Raw genomic sequence first — 16,710 nt, 5'->3', positions numbered from 1 at the left:
GGCGTGCCCGAGCACCGACCCGACCCCTCCAGCCGAACCCACCGAACCCACCGAAGGTGACCCGTGGACCTCAAGACCGCCTCCGCCCTCCGCCGCCTCCGCCTGGTCTCCGGCCCCGAGGCGATCTCGTTCCTCCTCCTGCTCGTCTGCTCCGTCCTGAAGCGGACCACCGAATTCAACGCGGTGCCCGTGATGGGCGCGGTCCACGGCTTCCTCTTCGTGCTGTACGTGCTCTTCTGGGCGGACGCCTGGAACCGCGCCAAGTGGTCCTTCGGCACCGCCGCCTTCTACTTCGTCATGTCGGTCCTGCCGACCGGCGGCTTCTTCGCCGAGCGCCGGCTCAAGCGTGAGGCCGAGAGCGCGGTCATCGCCTCCCGCGCCCGCCGCGAAGGGGTCGTGGGCGCGTGATCGTCGCCTTCTCCGTGACCCCGCTCGGCGTCGGCGAGGACGTGGGGGAGTACGTCGCCGACGCCGTCCGGGTGGTCCGCGAGTCGGGCCTGCCGAACCGCACCGACGCGATGTTCACCTCCGTCGAGGGCGAGTGGGACGAGGTCATGGACGTCGTCCGGCGGGCCGTCGCGGCCGTCGAGGCACGGGCGCCCCGCGTCTCCCTGGTCCTGAAGGCGGACATCCGCCCCGGCGTGACGGACGGCCTCACCTCCAAGGTGGACACGGTCGAGCGGCACCTCGCCGGATAGCCGCGGGCCCGGGGCGGAGGTATCGAAGGGCGAGACGGGGCTGACCGGGATATGACCGGCCGGTAGGGTCTGATGCCGTGCCGAAGCCCCTCAGTCTCTCCTTCGATCCGATCGCCCGTGCCGACGAACTGTGGAAGCAGCGCTGGGGTGCCGTGCCCTCCATGGTCGCGATCACGTCGATCATGCGGGCGCACCAGATCCTCCTGGCCGAGGTCGACGCGGTGGTCAAGCCGTACGGGCTGACCTTCGCGCGCTACGAGGCGCTGGTGCTGCTCACCTTCTCCAAGTCGGGCGAGCTGCCGATGTCCAAGATCGGCGAGCGCCTCATGGTGCACCCCACCTCCGTGACGAACACCGTCGACCGGCTGGTCAAGTCCGGCCTGGTCGACAAGCGCCCCAATCCCAACGACGGCCGCGGCACGCTCGCCACCATCACCGACAAGGGCCGTGAGGTGGTCGAGTCGGCCACCCGCGACCTGATGGCGATGGACTTCGGCCTGGGCGCCTACGACGCCGACGAGTGCGGCGAGATCTTCGCGATGCTCCGGCCGCTGCGGGTGGCCGCCGGGGACTTCGAAGAGGCCTGAGCGCGTCGCCGGGCCCGCCCGAAGATCGCGCGAAACGGACGGTTACGCTCGTACGCATGAAAAAGAGCGTGCTGACCCGCTACCGGGTCATGGCGTACGTCACCGGTGTGCTGCTGATCCTGCTCTGCCTCGGCATGATCGCCAAGTATCTGCTGGACATGGACGGCGCGGCCGACTTCACCCGCGTCGTCAGCATCGCCCACGGCTGGCTGTACGTCGTCTACCTGGTCTTCGCCTTCGACCTGGGCGCGAAGGCGAAGTGGAAGGTCAGCAAGCAGCTGTGGGTGCTGCTGGCCGGGACGATCCCGACCGCCGCCTTCTTCGTGGAGCGCAAGGTCAGCCAGGAGCTGGACGCCAAGGTCGCCGCGGCTAAGACGCCGGCCGCCGCCAAGGCGTAACCGGGTCCTGTCAAGCCCTGCCACCGCCGTACGGACACCCGTACGGCGGTACACCATCGACATTTACTTGGACGTCCTAGTAAATTCGTGGGTATGGACGCTCACGCCATAGAGGAGGGCCGCCTTCGCTGGCAGGCCCGGTACGACGCGGCGCGCAAGCGCGACGCGGACTTCACCACGCTCTCCGGGGACCCGGTGGAGCCGGTGTACGGGCCCCGGCCCGGGGACGCCTACGAGGGCTTCGAGCGGATCGGCTGGCCGGGGGAGTACCCGTTCACCCGCGGCCTGCATCCGACCGGCTACCGGGGGCGGACGTGGACCATCCGGCAGTTCGCCGGGTTCGGGAACGCCGAGCAGACCAACGAGCGCTACAAGATGATCCTGCGCAACGGCGGCGGAGGGCTCTCCGTCGCCTTCGACATGCCGACGCTGATGGGCCGCGACTCCGACGACCCGCGCTCGCTCGGCGAGGTCGGGCACTGCGGGGTGGCCATCGACTCGGCCGCCGACATGGAGGTCCTGTTCAAGGACATCCCGCTCGGCGATGTCACGACCTCCATGACGATCAGCGGGCCCGCCGTGCCCGTGTTCTGCATGTACCTGGTCGCCGCCGAACGGCAGGGCGTGGACGCCTCCGTGCTCAACGGCACGCTCCAGACCGACATCTTCAAGGAGTACATCGCCCAGAAGGAGTGGCTCTTCCAGCCCGAGCCGCACCTGCGCCTGATCGGCGACCTGATGGAGTACTGCGCGGCCGGCATCCCCGCCTACAAGCCGCTCTCGGTCTCCGGCTACCACATCCGCGAGGCCGGTTCGACGGCCGCGCAGGAACTGGCGTACACGCTGGCGGACGGCTTCGGGTACGTGGAGCTGGGACTCTCGCGCGGCCTCGACGTGGACGTCTTCGCGCCCGGACTCTCCTTCTTCTTCGACGCGCACCTCGACTTCTTCGAGGAGATCGCCAAGTTCCGCGCGGCCCGGCGCATCTGGGCCCGCTGGATGCGGGACGTCTACGGCGCGAAGTCCGACAAGGCGCAGTGGCTGCGCTTCCACACGCAGACCGCCGGCGTCTCGCTCACCGCCCAGCAGCCGTACAACAACGTGGTGCGTACGGCCGTGGAGGCGCTCGCGGCGGTGCTCGGCGGGACGAACTCGCTGCACACCAACGCGCTGGACGAGACCCTCGCCCTGCCGAGCGAGCAGGCGGCGGAGATCGCGCTGCGCACCCAGCAGGTGCTGATGGAGGAGACCGGCGTCGCCAACGTCGCCGACCCGCTGGGCGGTTCCTGGTTCGTCGAGCAGCTGACGGACCGGATCGAGGCGGACGCGGAGAAGATCTTCGAGCAGATCAAGGAGCGGGGCCTGCGGGCCCACCCCGACGGGCGGCACCCCATCGGGCCGATGACCTCCGGGATCCTGCGCGGCATCGAGGACGGCTGGTTCACCGGGGAGATCGCCGAGTCGGCGTTCCGGTACCAGCAGTCATTGGAGAAGGACGACAAGAAGGTCGTCGGCGTCAACGTCCACACCGGTTCCGTCACCGGCGACCTGGAGATCCTGCGGGTCAGCCACGAGGTGGAGCGCGAGCAGGTGCGGGTGCTGGGCGAGCGCAAGGCGGCCCGCGACGACGCGGGGGTGCGGGCCGCGCTGGACGCGATGCTGGCCGCGGCCCGCTCCGGGGGCAACATGATCGAGCCGATGCTCGACGCGGTGCGGGCGGAGGCGACGCTCGGGGAGATCTGCGGCGTGCTGCGGGACGAGTGGGGGGTGTACACGGAACCGGCGGGGTTCTAGACGCCGTGGGCCCCGGCGGTCCGGGGGGCTGCGAGCCCCCTGGACCGCCGGCCTATGCCGGCCGGGAGGCCAGCCCCCACAGCAGCACCTGTGCGAAGCCCCGTACCCACTCCCCGTCCGCCGGTTCCGCGCTGACCAGGGTGCGGTGCACCACCGCGCCCGCCACCACGTCGAAGATGAGGTCAGCCGTGCGCGCGGCCTCGGCCGGGTCGGTCTCGGGGGGCAGTTCGCCGCGTGCCTGGGCGCGGGCCCTGCCCTCCAGCACCAGGCGCTTCTGGCGCTCCACGATCGACGTGCGGATCCGCTCGCGCAGCGCGTCGTCACGGGTGGACTCGGCGACCACCGCCATCAGGCCGCTCTTGGCCTCCGGACGGGCCAGGATCGCCGCGAACTGGAGCACCACGCCCTCGATGTCGGCGGCCAGGGAGCCGCGGTCGGGCAGCCGCAACTCGTCGAACAGCTCGGCGACCGCGTCGACCACCAGTTCGTTCTTGCCCGGCCAGCGGCGGTAGAGCGTCGTCTTGGCGACCCCGGCCCGCGTCGCCACGTCTCCCAGGGTGAGCTTCGACCAGCCCAGGTCGACCAGGGCGGCCCGCGTCGCGGCCAGGATCGCGGTGTCCGCCGCCGCGCTGCGCGGACGCCCGGTGCGGCCGGCGGTGGAGCTGCTCTGCATCCCCCGACCTTAACCGGCGGGTGACGCGCGACCGGCCGTGAGGCAGATCACCAGGGCGGGGGGTGCCGGCGGGTCCTCCGCGCATTACGCTACGAGGCGTAGCGAAAGCACGGGTGCGCCCGTGCCCCAGCGACGACCACGGGCGTGGGGTGGGGACCCGGCGCCGAACGGCACACATCAGGGCGGGCTTTCACCCCGCTTTTCACGCACGCGCGCGGTACGGGGGAGGATAGGCCCATGCAGCCACGGAACATGTCCATGAGCGGGGTCGTCGACCTCGCCGCGGTGAAGGCGGCCCAGGAGGCCAAGGCGAAGGCGGAGCAGGCGCGCGCCGAGGCGGCCCGGCAGGGCGGGACGGGGGCCGTCTCCCCGGCCGATCTCGTCCTCGACGTCGACGAGGCCGGCTTCGAGAGCGAAGTACTCCAGCGGTCCACCGAGGTCCCGGTCGTCATCGACTTCTGGGCCGAGTGGTGCGAGCCCTGCAAGCAGTTGAGCCCGGTGCTGGAGCGGCTCGCCGTCGAGTACAACGGGCGCTTCGTCCTCGCCAAGATCGACGTCGACGCCAACCAGATGCTGATGCAGCAGTTCGGCGTCCAGGGCATCCCGGCCGTGTTCGCGGTCGTGGCCGGACAGGCGCTGCCGCTCTTCCAGGGCGCCGCCGGCGAGGCGCAGATCCGGCAGACCCTGGACCAGCTGGTGCAGGTCGCCGAGCAGCGCTTCGGCCTGACCGGTCTCGTCGTCGACCCCGAGGCGGAGCCGGGCGCGGCGCAGCCCGCCGCCCCCGAGCACCCCGCAGGCCCGCACGACGCGGCGCTGGAGGCCGCCGTGCGCGCGCTGGACGCCGGCGACCTGGGCGGCGCCGTCCAGTCGTACAAGAACGTGCTGTCCGAGGACCCGGGCAACACCGAGGCCAAACTGGGCCTGGCCCAGGCCGAGTTGCTCCAGCGCGTGCAGGGCGCCGACCCGCAGCGGGTTCGTCAGGAGGCGGCGGACAAGCCGGGTGACGCCCGGGCGCAGATCGCCGCCGCCGACCTGGACCTGGTCGGCGGCCACGTGGAGGACGCCTTCGGGCGCCTCATCGACACGGTGCGCCGGACGGCCGGCGACGAGCGGGACGCCGTACGGGTGCGGCTCCTGGAGCTGTTCGAGGTGGTCGGCGGTGACGACCCGCGGGTGACCGCGGCGCGCAGGGCGCTGGCCCGCGCCCTCTTCTAGGGCGACCGGGGCACCCCTCGCCGGCCGGTCGCCGACCGTGCGGGCGGGTGGTGCCCGTGTGCCCCAGCTGCCGACGCGACGTCCATGCGGCCGCGCTTTGCCAAATCTTGGTAATCGCGGCCGCTGTTACTGCCAGTAAGTCGACGTCGCCGATCTGTCGGATTCTGTCCAGCGATCAATAGTTTTGTTCCGCCCCTATGGCACACCCAGCGTCGCCGTCCGCGACCGGTGTGTCGTCCCGCGGTTATCCGGCCGTTACTAGCGAGTAACGAACCCCCTTGTGTCGGCGGCGAGAATGCACCACGATCGGCGACGCTCGGTCCATTCCCGTACCCCGAAAGCCAGTCGGGTCGCGGGGGTTCCTGGGTCCCCACCGAGCAGAGCCGGCGGCAGTGGCGCCGGCTCTTGGGCAGGGGGGTCTTCGCTTTCCCGGCGAAGCCTGTCCAGCAGGGTTGTGCGTGATGCGTGTCAGGCGCGACCAGTGGTTGTCGCTCGGGGGTGATCGCCGGTGATTCGGGCGCGTTGTACGTGCCGCCGAGCGCGGGCGCTCTCCTTCCCGAGGACGTAGCACTTCTCCCATCCCTGCCGGGCCGAGTCGCCGACTGGCGACGGGGCCGAGGCCAGGAGATGTACGTCCGAGAAGGAGGAAATATGGAGTCCCAGGTGCGTGGCGGGACCAGATGGAAGCGGTTCGCTGTGGTGATGGTGCCCAGCGTGGCCGCCACGGCGGCGATAGGCGTCGCGCTGGGGCAGGGTGCCCTGGCGGCGTCGTTCAGCGTCTCCGGCCAGTCGTTCAAGGTGACGGCGGAGCAGCTCGACGGTACGGGATTCTCCCAGTACGGGGCGATCGACTCGGGTTACACGCTGAAGGGCGACAAGACGGCTCACCCCGTCGCCGTCTCGGCGTTCAAGTCCGCGACGATCAAGGGCATGTGCCAGTCCGTGGTCACCCCGGACGTCCCGCTGCTCGGTTCCGTCAGCCTGATGCTGAAGGCGGGCGGCGGCGGTACCCCGGTCGAGGCGCAGAACCTGTACATCGACGTCGAGCAGCTCGAGGCCGACGCCACCTTCCGTGGCATCGACATCGGTGTGGCCGCCAAGGACGCCGTCAAGGGTCCCGGCATCAAGAAGGGCGACACCGCGAACCCGTACGGATTCGCGCAGCAGGCCGACTCGGCCACGCTGAAGAACGTGAAGCAGACGGCGTGGGCGACCACCGCCGGAACCTTCAAGCTCAGCGGACTGAAGATGTCGCTGTCCAAGGGTGTCAAGGAGTGCTACTAAGCACCCCTTGACGGGCGGGGGAGCCGACGGCGCCCCCGCCCGTCCCCTCTCCGGGCCCGCCTGCGCGCGCGGCCCACATCTCCACCACAGCAAAGCCGTACCAGGGAGCTGTTTTCATGAGCGCCGAGACTCCTGCCGCAGCCGGCCAGTTCACCCGCCGGAGGCTGCAGTTCCGTGCCTGGCGAGGCGGGCGGCCGTTCTGGGCCGGCCTGTTCATCGCGCTCGGCGGACTCCCCATCGCCTACTTCCCCTACGCGAACCTCCAGATCGGCCACCTGACGCTGGCGATGGCCACCACCGCGGGCGCCGGGTCCCTGATCATCGGCGTGCTGCTGGTCGTCCTGGGCGTCAGCCTGTGGTTCCAGAAGCACGTGCGGGTCTTCGCGGGCGTCGCGGCGATCCTGCTCGCACTGGTGTCCATCCCGGTCTCCAACCTCGGCGGATTCCTCATCGGCTTCCTGCTCGCGCTGGTCGGCGGGGCGATGGCCGTGTCGTGGGTGCCGGGCGAGCCGCCGCAGGATGAGCCGCCGCTGGAGGGCAGGGGAACGGGCGACGCGCCCGAGGGCGTGGTCCCCGGCGGCGCCGCGCTGTCCGACACCGCGGTGCCCGGCACGCCGGCACCCGCGACGCAGGTGCCCGACGCCTCGGTTCCGCAGCAGCGGGACGGGGCGGAGAAGCCGAACGATCTGTCAGGAACGAGCCCGGCCAACGGGGCGAACGGGAGGCACAGTGCCGGCTGACGAGGTGACCCGCGGGACTGACGTGGAGTCGTTCCGTGTGAGAACCGGGCCGCGCCACGCGGCACCCAAGAAGCCGTTGTTCACCAGGTTCCACATGCCGGCCGGGAAGGCGATAGCCCTGGCGGCGATGCCCACGGCCGTCCTCATGGGGATGGGGTTCACGCCGACGCTGGCCCTCGCCGACGGCAACGACGCCGCGAAGCCGACCTCCAACAGCCTGACGGCCGACGAGTACAAGGACTGCGTGGCGGCCCTCGAGGACGCCGAGAAGGGCACCTCCGCGTCGCCCACGCCGTCGGCCTCGGCGACCGGCGAGGCCGACGGGGCCGGCGACGAGGACGAGACGAAGGAGCCCGACCCCTCGGCCTCCGGGGACTCGGACCCGGGCAAGGACACGGGCACCGGCACGGACGGGTCCTCTTCGTCGGATTCAGGTTCCGACGACGAGGCCGGCCCCGCCCCGAGCCCCTCCCCCTCGGCCGAGTCGCAGAGCAAGGAGCCGCAGAGCGAGGAGACGGCCGGCGCGAGCACCCCGGCACCGTCCCCCTCCGCGTCCGAGTCCCGCGGCGGTGTCCTGGACGGCATAGGCGACGCCCTCGAAGGCATCTTCACCGGCGGTCAGAAGGGCGAGGAGTCCGCGAGCCCCGCCCCGGCCCCCTCCCCGTCCGCGTCGGCGTCGGCCTCGGCGACCGAGAAGGCCGGCGAGGACGCGTCCGACCCCGCGAAGGAGACCACCGACCAGGCCACCGGCACGGCGAAGGACACCGTCGAGGACACCGCCGGCGCGGCGTCCGAGGCGGCCGGGGACACCAGGGAACCGGCGGACGAGGCGGCCGGGGAGGCAGGGGACGCGGCCGGGGAGGCCACCGCCTCCCCCTCGCCCACCCCCAGCGCCTCCGAGAGCGCCGGCACGGACGTGGACGACTGCCCGGTCGCCACCGACGAGGAGGGCGGCGTCGACAACCCGGTGCCGCTGCCCGACGACCCCTGGTACCTCAACGCCAGCTCGCTGCTGCTCAAGGGCGCCTCCTACAAGGGCGTCGTCGAGGTGAGGACGGCCAACGGCACCACCAAGAAGGTGCTCAAGTACGTCATCTCCGACGGCACCGACATCGGCGACCTGCACCAGACGGTGAAGGACGAGCAGGCCGGCAAGACCTACCACGTGCAGGCGGCCGAGGGTTCCACGTCCACGATCCGCGACGGCGAGACGGTGATGTACACCGAGAGCATCTCGGGCAACCTGCTCGGGCTGATCCCGATCACCTTCGACCCGGAGCACCCGCCGCCCCTGGACATCCCGCTCATCTACTTCACGAAGGTGACGGTCGTCCAGGCCGGCCAGTTCGGCGGCACGCTCCACATCCCGGGGCTGCACCAGTACACGACCGACTGACCGCCCCCGAGACCCGTTCGGGAGCCGCGACACGCCTGAGGGCGCCCCCTGTCGCAGGGGGCGCCCTCAGCGCCGTACGGAAGCCGTGCGCCCGGTGTCAGGCGCGGCGGGTCTCGCCCAGGTGCAGCACACGGACCATGTTGGTGGTGCCGGGCACGCCGGGGGGCGAACCGGCGGTGATCACGACGATGTCGCCCTCGCTGAACAGGCCGAGGCGGGCCGTCTCCTGGTCCACCAGGTCGACCATCTCGTCGGTGGTGTTCACGAACGGCACCACGTGCGGCTCCACGCCCCAGCTGAGCGCCAGCTGGTTGCGGGTCGACTCGTCGGTGGTGAAGGCGAGGATCGGCTGAGCGGCGCGGTAGCGGGACAGCCGGCGGGCGGTGTCACCGGACTGGGTGAAGGCCACCAGGCCCTTGCCGCCGAGGAAGTCGGCGATCTCGGCGGCGGCACGGGCCACCGAACCGCCCTGCGTGCGCGGCTTCTTGCCCGGCACCAGCGGCTGCAGGCCCTTGGAGAGCAGCTCCTGCTCGGCGGCGGTGACGATCTTCGACATCGTCTTCACGGTCTCGATGGGGTAGGCGCCCACCGACGACTCGGCCGACAGCATGACCGCGTCGGCGCCGTCCAGGATCGCGTTGGCCACGTCGGAGGCCTCGGCGCGGGTCGGCCGCGAGTTGGTGATCATCGACTCCATCATCTGGGTCGCCACGATCACCGGCTTGGCGTTGCGGCGGCACAGCTCGATGAGCCGCTTCTGCACCATGGGGACCTTCTCGAGCGGGTACTCGACGGCCAGGTCGCCGCGGGCGACCATGACGGCGTCGAAGGCCGCGACGACGTCCTCCATGTTCTCCACCGCCTGCGGCTTCTCCACCTTGGCGATGACGGGGACCCGGCGGCCCTCCTCGTCCATCACGCGGTGGACGTCGGCCACGTCCTTGGCGTCCCGGACGAAGGAGAGGGCGACCAGGTCGCAGCCCATGCGCAGCGCGAACCGCAGGTCCTCGACGTCCTTCTCGGACAGCGCGGGCACGTTGACCGCGGCACCGGGCAGGTTGATGCCCTTGTGGTCGGAGATGACGCCGCCCTCGATGACGATCGTCCTGACCCGGGGGCCCTCGACCGAGGTCACCTTCAGCTCGACGTTGCCGTCGTTGATGAGCACCTGGTCGCCCTTGGTGACGTCACCGGGCAGGCCCTTGTACGTCGTGCCGCAGATCGTCCGGTCGCCCGGCACGTCCTCGGTGGTGATGGTGAACTCATCACCGCGCACCAGCTCGACGGGACCCTCCGCGAAGGTCTCCAGACGGATCTTCGGGCCCTGGAGGTCGGCGAGGACACCGATGGCCCGGCCGGTCTCCTTGGCCGCGGCCCGGACCCGGTCGTACCGGCCCTGGTGCTCGGCGTGGGTGCCGTGGCTGAAGTTGAAGCGGGCCACGTTCATGCCGGCTTCGATCAGCGCTACGAGCTGCTCGTGGGAGTCGACCGCGGGGCCGAGAGTACAGACGATTTTCGAACGGCGCATGGGGCGATCCTATCGGTTTGTTTCGCTGCGGAATATTCCGTCTGGCGGAAAATACAAAAGGGCGGGATGCCGCTCAGGTGAGATTCCCTGAATCCTTTACCAGCGCGTAGGTCTGTGTCGCGATCTCCATTTCCTCGTCGGTCGGCACCACGGCCACCGCCACCCGCGCGCCCACGGGCGAGATCAGCCGCGCCGCGTCGCCCCGTACGGCGTTCAGCTCGCCGTCCACCGCCAGGCCGAGCCCCTCCAGGCCCGCCACGGCGGCCTCGCGCACCGGCGCCGCGTTCTCGCCCACGCCGGCCGTGAAGACCACCGCGTCCACCCGTCCGAGAACGGCGTAATAGGCGCCGATGTACTTCTTCAGCCGGTGAATGTAGATGTCGAAGGCCAGCCGGGCCCGCTCGTCGCCCTCGTCCACCCGGCGGCGGATCTCCCGCATGTCGTTGTCGCCGCACAGCCCGATCAGACCGCTCTTCTTGTTGAGAAGAGTGTCGATCTCGTCGGTGGACATTCCACCGACACGCATCAAATGGAAGATGACGGCCGGGTCCACGTCTCCCGAGCGCGTACCCATCACCAGCCCCTCCAAAGGCGTCAGCCCCATGGAGGTGTCCACGCACCGCCCGCCCCGCACCGCCGAGGCGGACGCCCCGTTGCCCAGGTGCAGCACGATGACGTTCACGTCCTCGGGCGCCCTGCCCAGCAGCCGCGCGGTTTCCCGGGAGACGTAGGCGTGCGAGGTGCCGTGGAAGCCGTAGCGGCGGACGCGGTGCGCGTCGGCGGTCTCGACGTCGATGGCGTAACGGGCCGCGGACTCCGGCATCGTCGTGTGGAAGGCGGTGTCGAAGACGGCGACCTGCGGCAGGTCGGGGCGCAGGGCCCGCGCGGTGCGGATGCCGGTGAGGTTGGCCGGGTTGTGCAGCGGGGCGACCGGGATGAGCCGCTCGATCTCGGCGAGGACCGCGTCGTCGACGACGGTCGGCTCGGTGAAGCGCAGGCCGCCGTGCACCACCCGGTGCCCGATCGCGGCCAGCTCCGGCGAGTCCAGGCCGAGGCCGTCCTTGGCCAGCTCCGCCGCCACGGCCTTCAGTGCCGCGTCGTGGTCGGGGATCTCCCCGCTCCACTCCCGGCTCTCGCCGCCCGACGGGGTGTGCTTGAGCCGTGCGGAGTCCTCGCCGATCCGCTCGACGAGGCCCACCGCCAGCCGGTCGCCGCCGCGCATGTCGAGGAGCTGGTACTTCACCGACGAGGAGCCGGAGTTGAGGACGAGGACGCGGGTCGGGGACGGGCTCACAGGTCGGACGCCTTCTCGCTGGGGGACTGCTGGGCCTGGATCGCCGTGATGGCGACGGTGTTGACGATGTCCTGGACGAGCGCGCCCCGGGACAGGTCGTTGACCGGCTTGCGCAGCCCCTGGAGGACCGGGCCCACGGCGATGGCGCCGGCCGAGCGCTGCACGGCCTTGTAGGTGTTGTTGCCGGTGTTCAGGTCCGGGAAGATCAGCACGCTGGCCTGCCCGGCGACCTCGGAGCCGGGCAGCTTGGTCGCGGCGACCGACGGCTCCACGGCGGCGTCGTACTGGATCGGCCCCTCGACGCGCAGGTCGGGCCGGTGCGCGCGCACCAGGTCGGTCGCCTCGCGCACCTTGTCGACGTCGGCGCCCGAACCGGACGTGCCCGTCGAGTACGACAGCATCGCGATCCGCGGATCCACCCCGAACCGCGCCGCCGTGGACGCCGACTGGGTCGCGATGTCGGCGAGCTGCTCGGCGTCCGGGTCGGGGTTGACCGCGCAGTCGCCGTAGACCAGCACCTTGTCGGCCAGGCACATGAAGAAGACGGAGGAGACGATCGAGGCGTCCGGCTTGGTCTTGATGATCTCGAACGCCGGGCGGATCGTCGCCGCCGTCGAGTGCACCGACCCCGACACCATGCCGTCGGCGAACCCTTCCTGCACCATCAGCGTGCCGAAGTAGTTCACGTCGGAGACGACGTCGTACGCCAGCTCCACGGTCACGCCCTTGTGGGCGCGCAGGGCGGCGTACTTCTCGGCGAAGGAGTCGCGCAGCTCGGAGACGGCCGGGTCGATCAGCTCGGCGCCCTCCAGGTCGATGCCCAGGTCGGCGGCCTTCTTGCGGATCTGCTCGACCGGGCCCAGCAGCGTCAGCTCGCACACGCCCCGGCGCAGCAGCACCTCCGCCGCGTGCAGCACCCGCTCCTCGGTGCCCTCCGGCAGGACGACCCGGCGCAGGTCGCTGCGGGCCTGCTCCAGCAGCTTGTGCTCGAACATCATCGGCGTGACGCGGTCGCTGCTCGGCGCGGAGACCCGCTTGCTGAGGTCGGCGGTGTCGACGTACCGCTCGAACAGGCCGAGGGCGGTCTCCGCCTTGCGCGGGGTGGCCGCGTTCAGCTTGCCCTCCAGGGAGAACAGCTGCTCGGCGGTGGGGAAGCTGTTGCCGGTCACCGAGAGCACCGGGGTGCCGGGGGCCAGCCGGTCGGCGAGGGTGAGGATGCCCTGGCCGGGCACCTCGTCCAGGGTCAGCAGGACCCCGGCTATCGGCGGGGTGCCGGCGCTGTGCGCGGCGAGCGTGCCGATCACCAGGTCGGCGCGGTCGCCGGGGGTGATGACCAGGCAGCCCGGCGTCAGGGCGGCGAGCAGGTTGGGCAGCATGGCCCCGCCGAAGACGAAGTCCAGCGCGTCGCGGGCGAGCCCCGAGTCGTCGCCGAGGACCACCTCGGCGCCCAGGGTGTGGGCGATCTGCGAGACGGTCGGCGCGGACAGCGCGGGCTCGTCCGGCACCACCCAGCACGGCACCGGCAGCCGGCCCGCGAGCCGCTCGGCGATCTCGTCCCGGTCCTCGCGGGTGACCCGGTTGGTCACCATCGCCAGGACGTCGCAGCCCAGCCCGTCGTAGGCGCGGAAGGCGTTGACGGTCTCGGCGAGCACGGACTCGGCGGTCTGCTTGCGGCCGCCCACGACCGGGACGACCGAGGCGCCGAACTCGTTGGCGAGCCGCGCGTTCAGCGACAGCTCGTCCGGGAGCTGGGTGTCCGCGAAGTCGGTGCCGAGGACGAGGACCACGTCGTAGTCCCGGGCGACCAGGTGGAAGCGGTCGACCAGGGCGGACACCAGTTCGTCCGTGCCCTGCTCGGCCTGGAGCGCGGACGCCTCCTGGTAGTCCATGCCGTACACGGTCGCGGGGTCCTGCGCGAGCCGGTAGCGGGCGCGCAGCAGCTCGAAGAGCCGGTCGGGCCCGTCGTGCACCAGGGGACGGAAGACGCCGACCCGGTCGACCTGCCGGGTCAGGAGCTCCATGACCCCCAGTTCGACGACCTGGCGGCCGTCGCCGCGGTCGATACCGGTCACGTACACGCTGCGCGTCACGCGTGCTCTCCGTTTCGTCTGGTGGCGGCTGTCCCGTGCACACAAAATCGCCCACCGGGGTGAGCGGAACCCTCTTGACAATACCTCCGGGGGTGGATAAGGCGCCCGTCAGTGCCGCGCGGTGCCCCGGGCGTGGAACAATTGGATCGGCTCACCGGTGTCAACAGCGAGCAGGAGACACAGCACGATGCGTATCGGCGTACTCACCGCAGGCGGCGACTGCCCCGGCCTGAACGCAGTGATCCGGTCGGTCGTGCACCGAGCGGTCGACAACTACGGCGACGAGGTCATCGGCTTCGAGGACGGTTACGCGGGCCTCCTCGACGGCCGCTACCGCGCCCTGGACCTGAACGCGGTCAGCGGCATCCTCGCCCGCGGCGGCACCATCCTCGGCTCCTCCCGGCTGGAGCGCGACCGGCTCCGCGAGGCCTGCGAGAACGCCGGCGACATGATCCAGAGCTTCGGCATCGACGCGCTGATCCCGATCGGCGGCGAGGGCACCCTCACGGCCGCCCGGATGCTGTCGGACGCCGGCCTCCCGGTGGTCGGCGTGCCGAAGACCATCGACAACGACATCTCCTCCACCGACCGGACCTTCGGCTTCGACACGGCGGTCGGCGTCGCCACCGAGGCGATGGACCGCCTGAAGACCACCGCCGAGTCCCACCAGCGCGTGATGGTCGTCGAGGTCATGGGCCGGCACGCCGGCTGGATCGCCCTGGAGTCCGGCATGGCCGCCGGCGCCCACGGCATCTGCCTGCCCGAGCGCCCCTTCGACCCCGCCGACCTGGTCAAGATGGTCGAGGCGCGGTTCTCCCGCGGCAAGAAGTTCGCCGTCGTCTGCGTCGCCGAGGGCGCCCACCCCGTCGAGGGCTCCATGGACTACGGCAAGGGCGCCATCGACAAGTTCGGGCACGAGCGCTTCCAGGGCATCGGCACCGCGCTGGCGTACGAGCTGGAGCGCCGGCTCGGCAAGGAGGCCAAGCCGGTCATCCTCGGCCACGTCCAGCGCGGCGGCGTACCCACGGCGTACGACAGGGTGCTCGCCACCCGCTTCGGCTGGCACGCGGTCGAGGCCGCGCACCGGGGCGAGTTCGGCCGGATGACGGCGCTGCGCGGCACGGACGTCGTGATGGTGCCGCTGGCCGAGGCCGTGACCGAGCTGAAGACGGTGCCGAAGGACCGGATGGACGAGGCGGAGTCGGTCTTCTAGCAGCCCTGCGGTGCCCTCAGGGGTGCCGCTCGACCGCCGCCCAGAAGTGCTCCACGATCCGGTCCAGGAAGTCGCGGCCGGCCGCGCCGGCGCCGCCGTTGCCGCCGCCCCAGCTGAGGGTGGCGGCCATGTGCCCCTGGTAGTCCTGGTGGAGCACCTGGAGGACGTTCTCCAGGACCCGCCGATCCAGCGGCGCCACCTTGGCGACCGGACGCACGTAACCCTGCCAGCGGGTGGTGACCGCGCTGGTCAGCAGTTCGGCGAGCCGCTCCTCGCGTCCCGTGACGGCCACGAAGTCGGGCAGCGCGAGGCCGAGCACGTCGGCGAGCGCGGCCGACTGCCGGTCGGTGCCGCGCCAGCCGTCCCCCTCCTCCATCCGCCGGTAGGCCGCGAGCGCCACGCCGACGGCGTGCGCCACGTCCTCCGGGGCCAGACCCCGGGCGATGCGGTGCTCCCGCAGGGTCCGCGGCCGGCCGATGAGATCGCCGGGCGAGCACCACAGCACCCCGGCGAGCGCGGTGAGTTCCGCGTTCCCGGGGGAGGCGGCGCCCCGTTCCCAGGCGATGACGAGGTCGGGGGTGACGTACGGCAGCCCGTACGACACCCGCATGGCGTGGGCGACGTGCTCGGGCCCCATGTTGAGGGCGGCACGCAGTCGGCGGGCGGCGAGGGCGTTGAACGGTGGACCCGACTGGTTCGGGTGAGGTGAGGGTCGGCGCACGCGCCACACCGTAGGGGCCCGGGGAGGCGCTGACTACAGGCTGTTCAGCCAGCGATACGGATCGTAGGAACCTACGGGCGCGACGGGGAGCGGCAGGGCGCCAGGGGGTGTGTGTGGACGCCGGGGGCGTGTGTGGATGCCGGGGGGCGCACCGGGCGCCGCCCCGCTCACCCCTTGACCGCCCCGCCCAGCGCGAATCCGCCGCCCAGCCGTCGGGAGATCAGCACGTAGAGCAGGACGACCGGTGTCGAGTACACGATCGAGAACGCCGCGAGCTGCCCGTACGCGACCATGCCCCGGTTGCCGAAGAAGTCGTTGATGCTCACCGAGGCGGGCATCTGGTCCGGGCTGAGCAGCAGCATGAAGGGGACGAAGAAGTTCCCCCACATCATCACGAACGAGAACACCGTCACCACCGCCACCCCGGGCCCCATCAGCGGCAGCACGATCCGCAGCAGCGACTGGAACGAGGAGGCGCCGTCCGTCCACGCCGCCTCCTCCAGCTCCTTGGGCACGCCGTCCATGAAGTTCTTCATCAGCCAGATCGCGAAGGGCAGTTGGGAGGCGGCGAAGAAGAAGATCGTCCCCTGCATGGTGTCGATCAGGTCGACCCGTACGAAGAGGGCGTAGACCGGCACCATGATCGCCGTGATCGGCAGGCTGGTCGCGAACAGGATGGTCAGCAGGAACGGCCGGTTCAGCCGCGACCGGAACCGGGAGAGCGGATACGCCGCCAGGGCCGCGCACACCACCGTCAGCAGGGTCGCCCCGCCGCACAGCATCAGACTGTTGAGCAGCGGCGTGAAGGTGATCTCCGGGGTGAGGACCGCGTCGAAGTGCTCCAGCGTCACTCCGTCGGGCACCTTCACCCTGAGGCTCGCGTGCGGGTCCAGGGCGGACAGCACGACCCAGGCCAGCGGCAGCACGAACGCGGCGGCGGCCACCAGCAGCCCGGCGTCGGCGGCCAGCCGCCGCCGGTCGCGCCGGGCGGCGGGGGCACGGCGGGCGGCGGTGGCGCGGCGGGGAGCGGGGGCGCGGCGGGACGCGGAGGCGCGGCGGGACGCGGAGGCGGACACCAT

At 71.3% G+C, this 16,710-nt stretch carries 16 protein-coding genes; 10 read left to right on the top strand and 6 right to left on the bottom strand.

From position 1 onward, the window contains the following. Window positions 1-63 precede the first annotated feature (63 nt). The 5 genes from ACFIF2_RS15435 (at window position 64) to ACFIF2_RS15415 (ending at window position 3,477) form a co-directional block, all read left to right on the top strand. On the top strand, window positions 64-408 hold the full coding sequence (locus ACFIF2_RS15435; RefSeq protein WP_395573211.1) for a DUF3817 domain-containing protein: 345 nt from the start codon (window positions 64-66) through the stop codon (window positions 406-408). Continuing rightward, the gene (locus tag ACFIF2_RS15430) at window positions 405-698 is read left to right on the top strand and encodes an MTH1187 family thiamine-binding protein (protein ID WP_053137231.1); all 294 of its coding nucleotides are present in this window, start codon (window positions 405-407) and stop codon (window positions 696-698) included. Before ACFIF2_RS15435 ends, ACFIF2_RS15430 begins: the two co-directional genes overlap by 4 nt. Before the next feature lie 77 nt (window positions 699-775). Further along, window positions 776-1,285 carry a MarR family winged helix-turn-helix transcriptional regulator gene (locus tag ACFIF2_RS15425; protein WP_395573210.1) on the top strand — a complete coding sequence of 170 codons (510 nt, stop codon included), beginning with the start codon at window positions 776-778 and terminating at the stop codon, window positions 1,283-1,285. Window positions 1,286-1,341: 56 nt separating this feature from the next. Further along, on the top strand, window positions 1,342-1,683 hold the full coding sequence (locus ACFIF2_RS15420) for a DUF3817 domain-containing protein (protein WP_395573209.1): 342 nt from the start codon (window positions 1,342-1,344) through the stop codon (window positions 1,681-1,683). Window positions 1,684-1,776: 93 nt separating this feature from the next. Further along, complete coding sequence (locus tag ACFIF2_RS15415) at window positions 1,777-3,477, top strand: methylmalonyl-CoA mutase (RefSeq protein ID WP_395573208.1); 1,701 nt, start codon at window positions 1,777-1,779, stop codon at window positions 3,475-3,477. Window positions 3,478-3,529: 52 nt separating this feature from the next. Here ACFIF2_RS15415 and ACFIF2_RS15410 read toward each other — a convergent pair whose 3' ends face one another. Continuing rightward, the gene (locus ACFIF2_RS15410; RefSeq protein WP_395573207.1) at window positions 3,530-4,150 is read right to left on the bottom strand and encodes a TetR/AcrR family transcriptional regulator; all 621 of its coding nucleotides are present in this window, start codon (window positions 4,148-4,150) and stop codon (window positions 3,530-3,532) included. A 237-nt stretch (window positions 4,151-4,387) separates the two neighbouring features. Here ACFIF2_RS15410 and ACFIF2_RS15405 point away from each other — a divergent pair, with 237 nt between their 5' ends. The 4 genes from ACFIF2_RS15405 to ACFIF2_RS15390 all read left to right on the top strand — a co-directional run bounded on the left by ACFIF2_RS15405 (window position 4,388) and on the right by ACFIF2_RS15390 (window position 8,785). Then, window positions 4,388-5,365 carry a tetratricopeptide repeat protein gene (locus ACFIF2_RS15405; RefSeq protein ID WP_395573206.1) on the top strand — a complete coding sequence of 326 codons (978 nt, stop codon included), beginning with the start codon at window positions 4,388-4,390 and terminating at the stop codon, window positions 5,363-5,365. Between the two features lie 651 nt (window positions 5,366-6,016). After that, window positions 6,017-6,649: a DUF6230 family protein gene (locus ACFIF2_RS15400; RefSeq protein ID WP_395573205.1), complete on the top strand. Its 633-nt coding sequence runs from the start codon at window positions 6,017-6,019 to the stop codon at window positions 6,647-6,649. A gap of 116 nt (window positions 6,650-6,765) precedes the next feature. Continuing rightward, window positions 6,766-7,389: a DUF6114 domain-containing protein gene (locus ACFIF2_RS15395; RefSeq protein ID WP_395573204.1), complete on the top strand. Its 624-nt coding sequence runs from the start codon at window positions 6,766-6,768 to the stop codon at window positions 7,387-7,389. Continuing rightward, window positions 7,379-8,785 carry a hypothetical protein gene (locus ACFIF2_RS15390; protein WP_395573203.1) on the top strand — a complete coding sequence of 469 codons (1,407 nt, stop codon included), beginning with the start codon at window positions 7,379-7,381 and terminating at the stop codon, window positions 8,783-8,785. Before ACFIF2_RS15395 ends, ACFIF2_RS15390 begins: the two co-directional genes overlap by 11 nt. Window positions 8,786-8,882: 97 nt before the next feature. Here the strand turns inward: ACFIF2_RS15390 and pyk are convergent, their stop codons facing one another. The 3 genes from pyk to pta all read right to left on the bottom strand — a co-directional run bounded on the left by pyk (window position 8,883) and on the right by pta (window position 13,697). Further along, on the bottom strand, window positions 8,883-10,313 hold the full coding sequence (pyk, locus tag ACFIF2_RS15385; RefSeq protein WP_395573202.1) for a pyruvate kinase: 1,431 nt from the start codon (window positions 10,311-10,313) through the stop codon (window positions 8,883-8,885). 73 nt (window positions 10,314-10,386) lie between these two features. Continuing rightward, complete coding sequence (locus ACFIF2_RS15380; protein ID WP_395573201.1) at window positions 10,387-11,607, bottom strand: acetate kinase; 1,221 nt, start codon at window positions 11,605-11,607, stop codon at window positions 10,387-10,389. Continuing rightward, the gene (gene pta, locus ACFIF2_RS15375) at window positions 11,604-13,697 is read right to left on the bottom strand and encodes a phosphate acetyltransferase (RefSeq protein WP_395573200.1); all 2,094 of its coding nucleotides are present in this window, start codon (window positions 13,695-13,697) and stop codon (window positions 11,604-11,606) included. The genes ACFIF2_RS15380 and pta overlap by 4 nt, the downstream gene beginning before the upstream one ends. A 187-nt stretch (window positions 13,698-13,884) precedes the next feature. Between pta and ACFIF2_RS15370 the strand changes: the two genes are divergently transcribed. Further along, the gene (locus ACFIF2_RS15370; protein WP_395573199.1) at window positions 13,885-14,910 is read left to right on the top strand and encodes an ATP-dependent 6-phosphofructokinase; all 1,026 of its coding nucleotides are present in this window, start codon (window positions 13,885-13,887) and stop codon (window positions 14,908-14,910) included. Between the two features lie 16 nt (window positions 14,911-14,926). Here the strand turns inward: ACFIF2_RS15370 and ACFIF2_RS15365 are convergent, their stop codons facing one another. Together ACFIF2_RS15365 and ACFIF2_RS15360 are read right to left on the bottom strand one after the other, a co-directional pair. Further along, on the bottom strand, window positions 14,927-15,631 hold the full coding sequence (locus tag ACFIF2_RS15365; protein WP_395573198.1) for a helix-turn-helix domain-containing protein: 705 nt from the start codon (window positions 15,629-15,631) through the stop codon (window positions 14,927-14,929). 167 nt (window positions 15,632-15,798) lie between these two features. Continuing rightward, entirely contained in the window at window positions 15,799-16,710 is a 912-nt protein-coding gene (locus ACFIF2_RS15360; RefSeq protein WP_395573197.1) for a carbohydrate ABC transporter permease, read from the bottom strand.

It is taken from the genome of Streptomyces sp. BK79 (assembly GCF_044142145.1).
In the GTDB taxonomy this organism is placed as follows: Bacteria; Actinomycetota; Actinomycetes; order Streptomycetales; family Streptomycetaceae; genus Streptomyces.
Note: the sequence above shows the minus strand (reverse complement) of the source record. Positions and strands in the feature narration are given on the sequence as shown.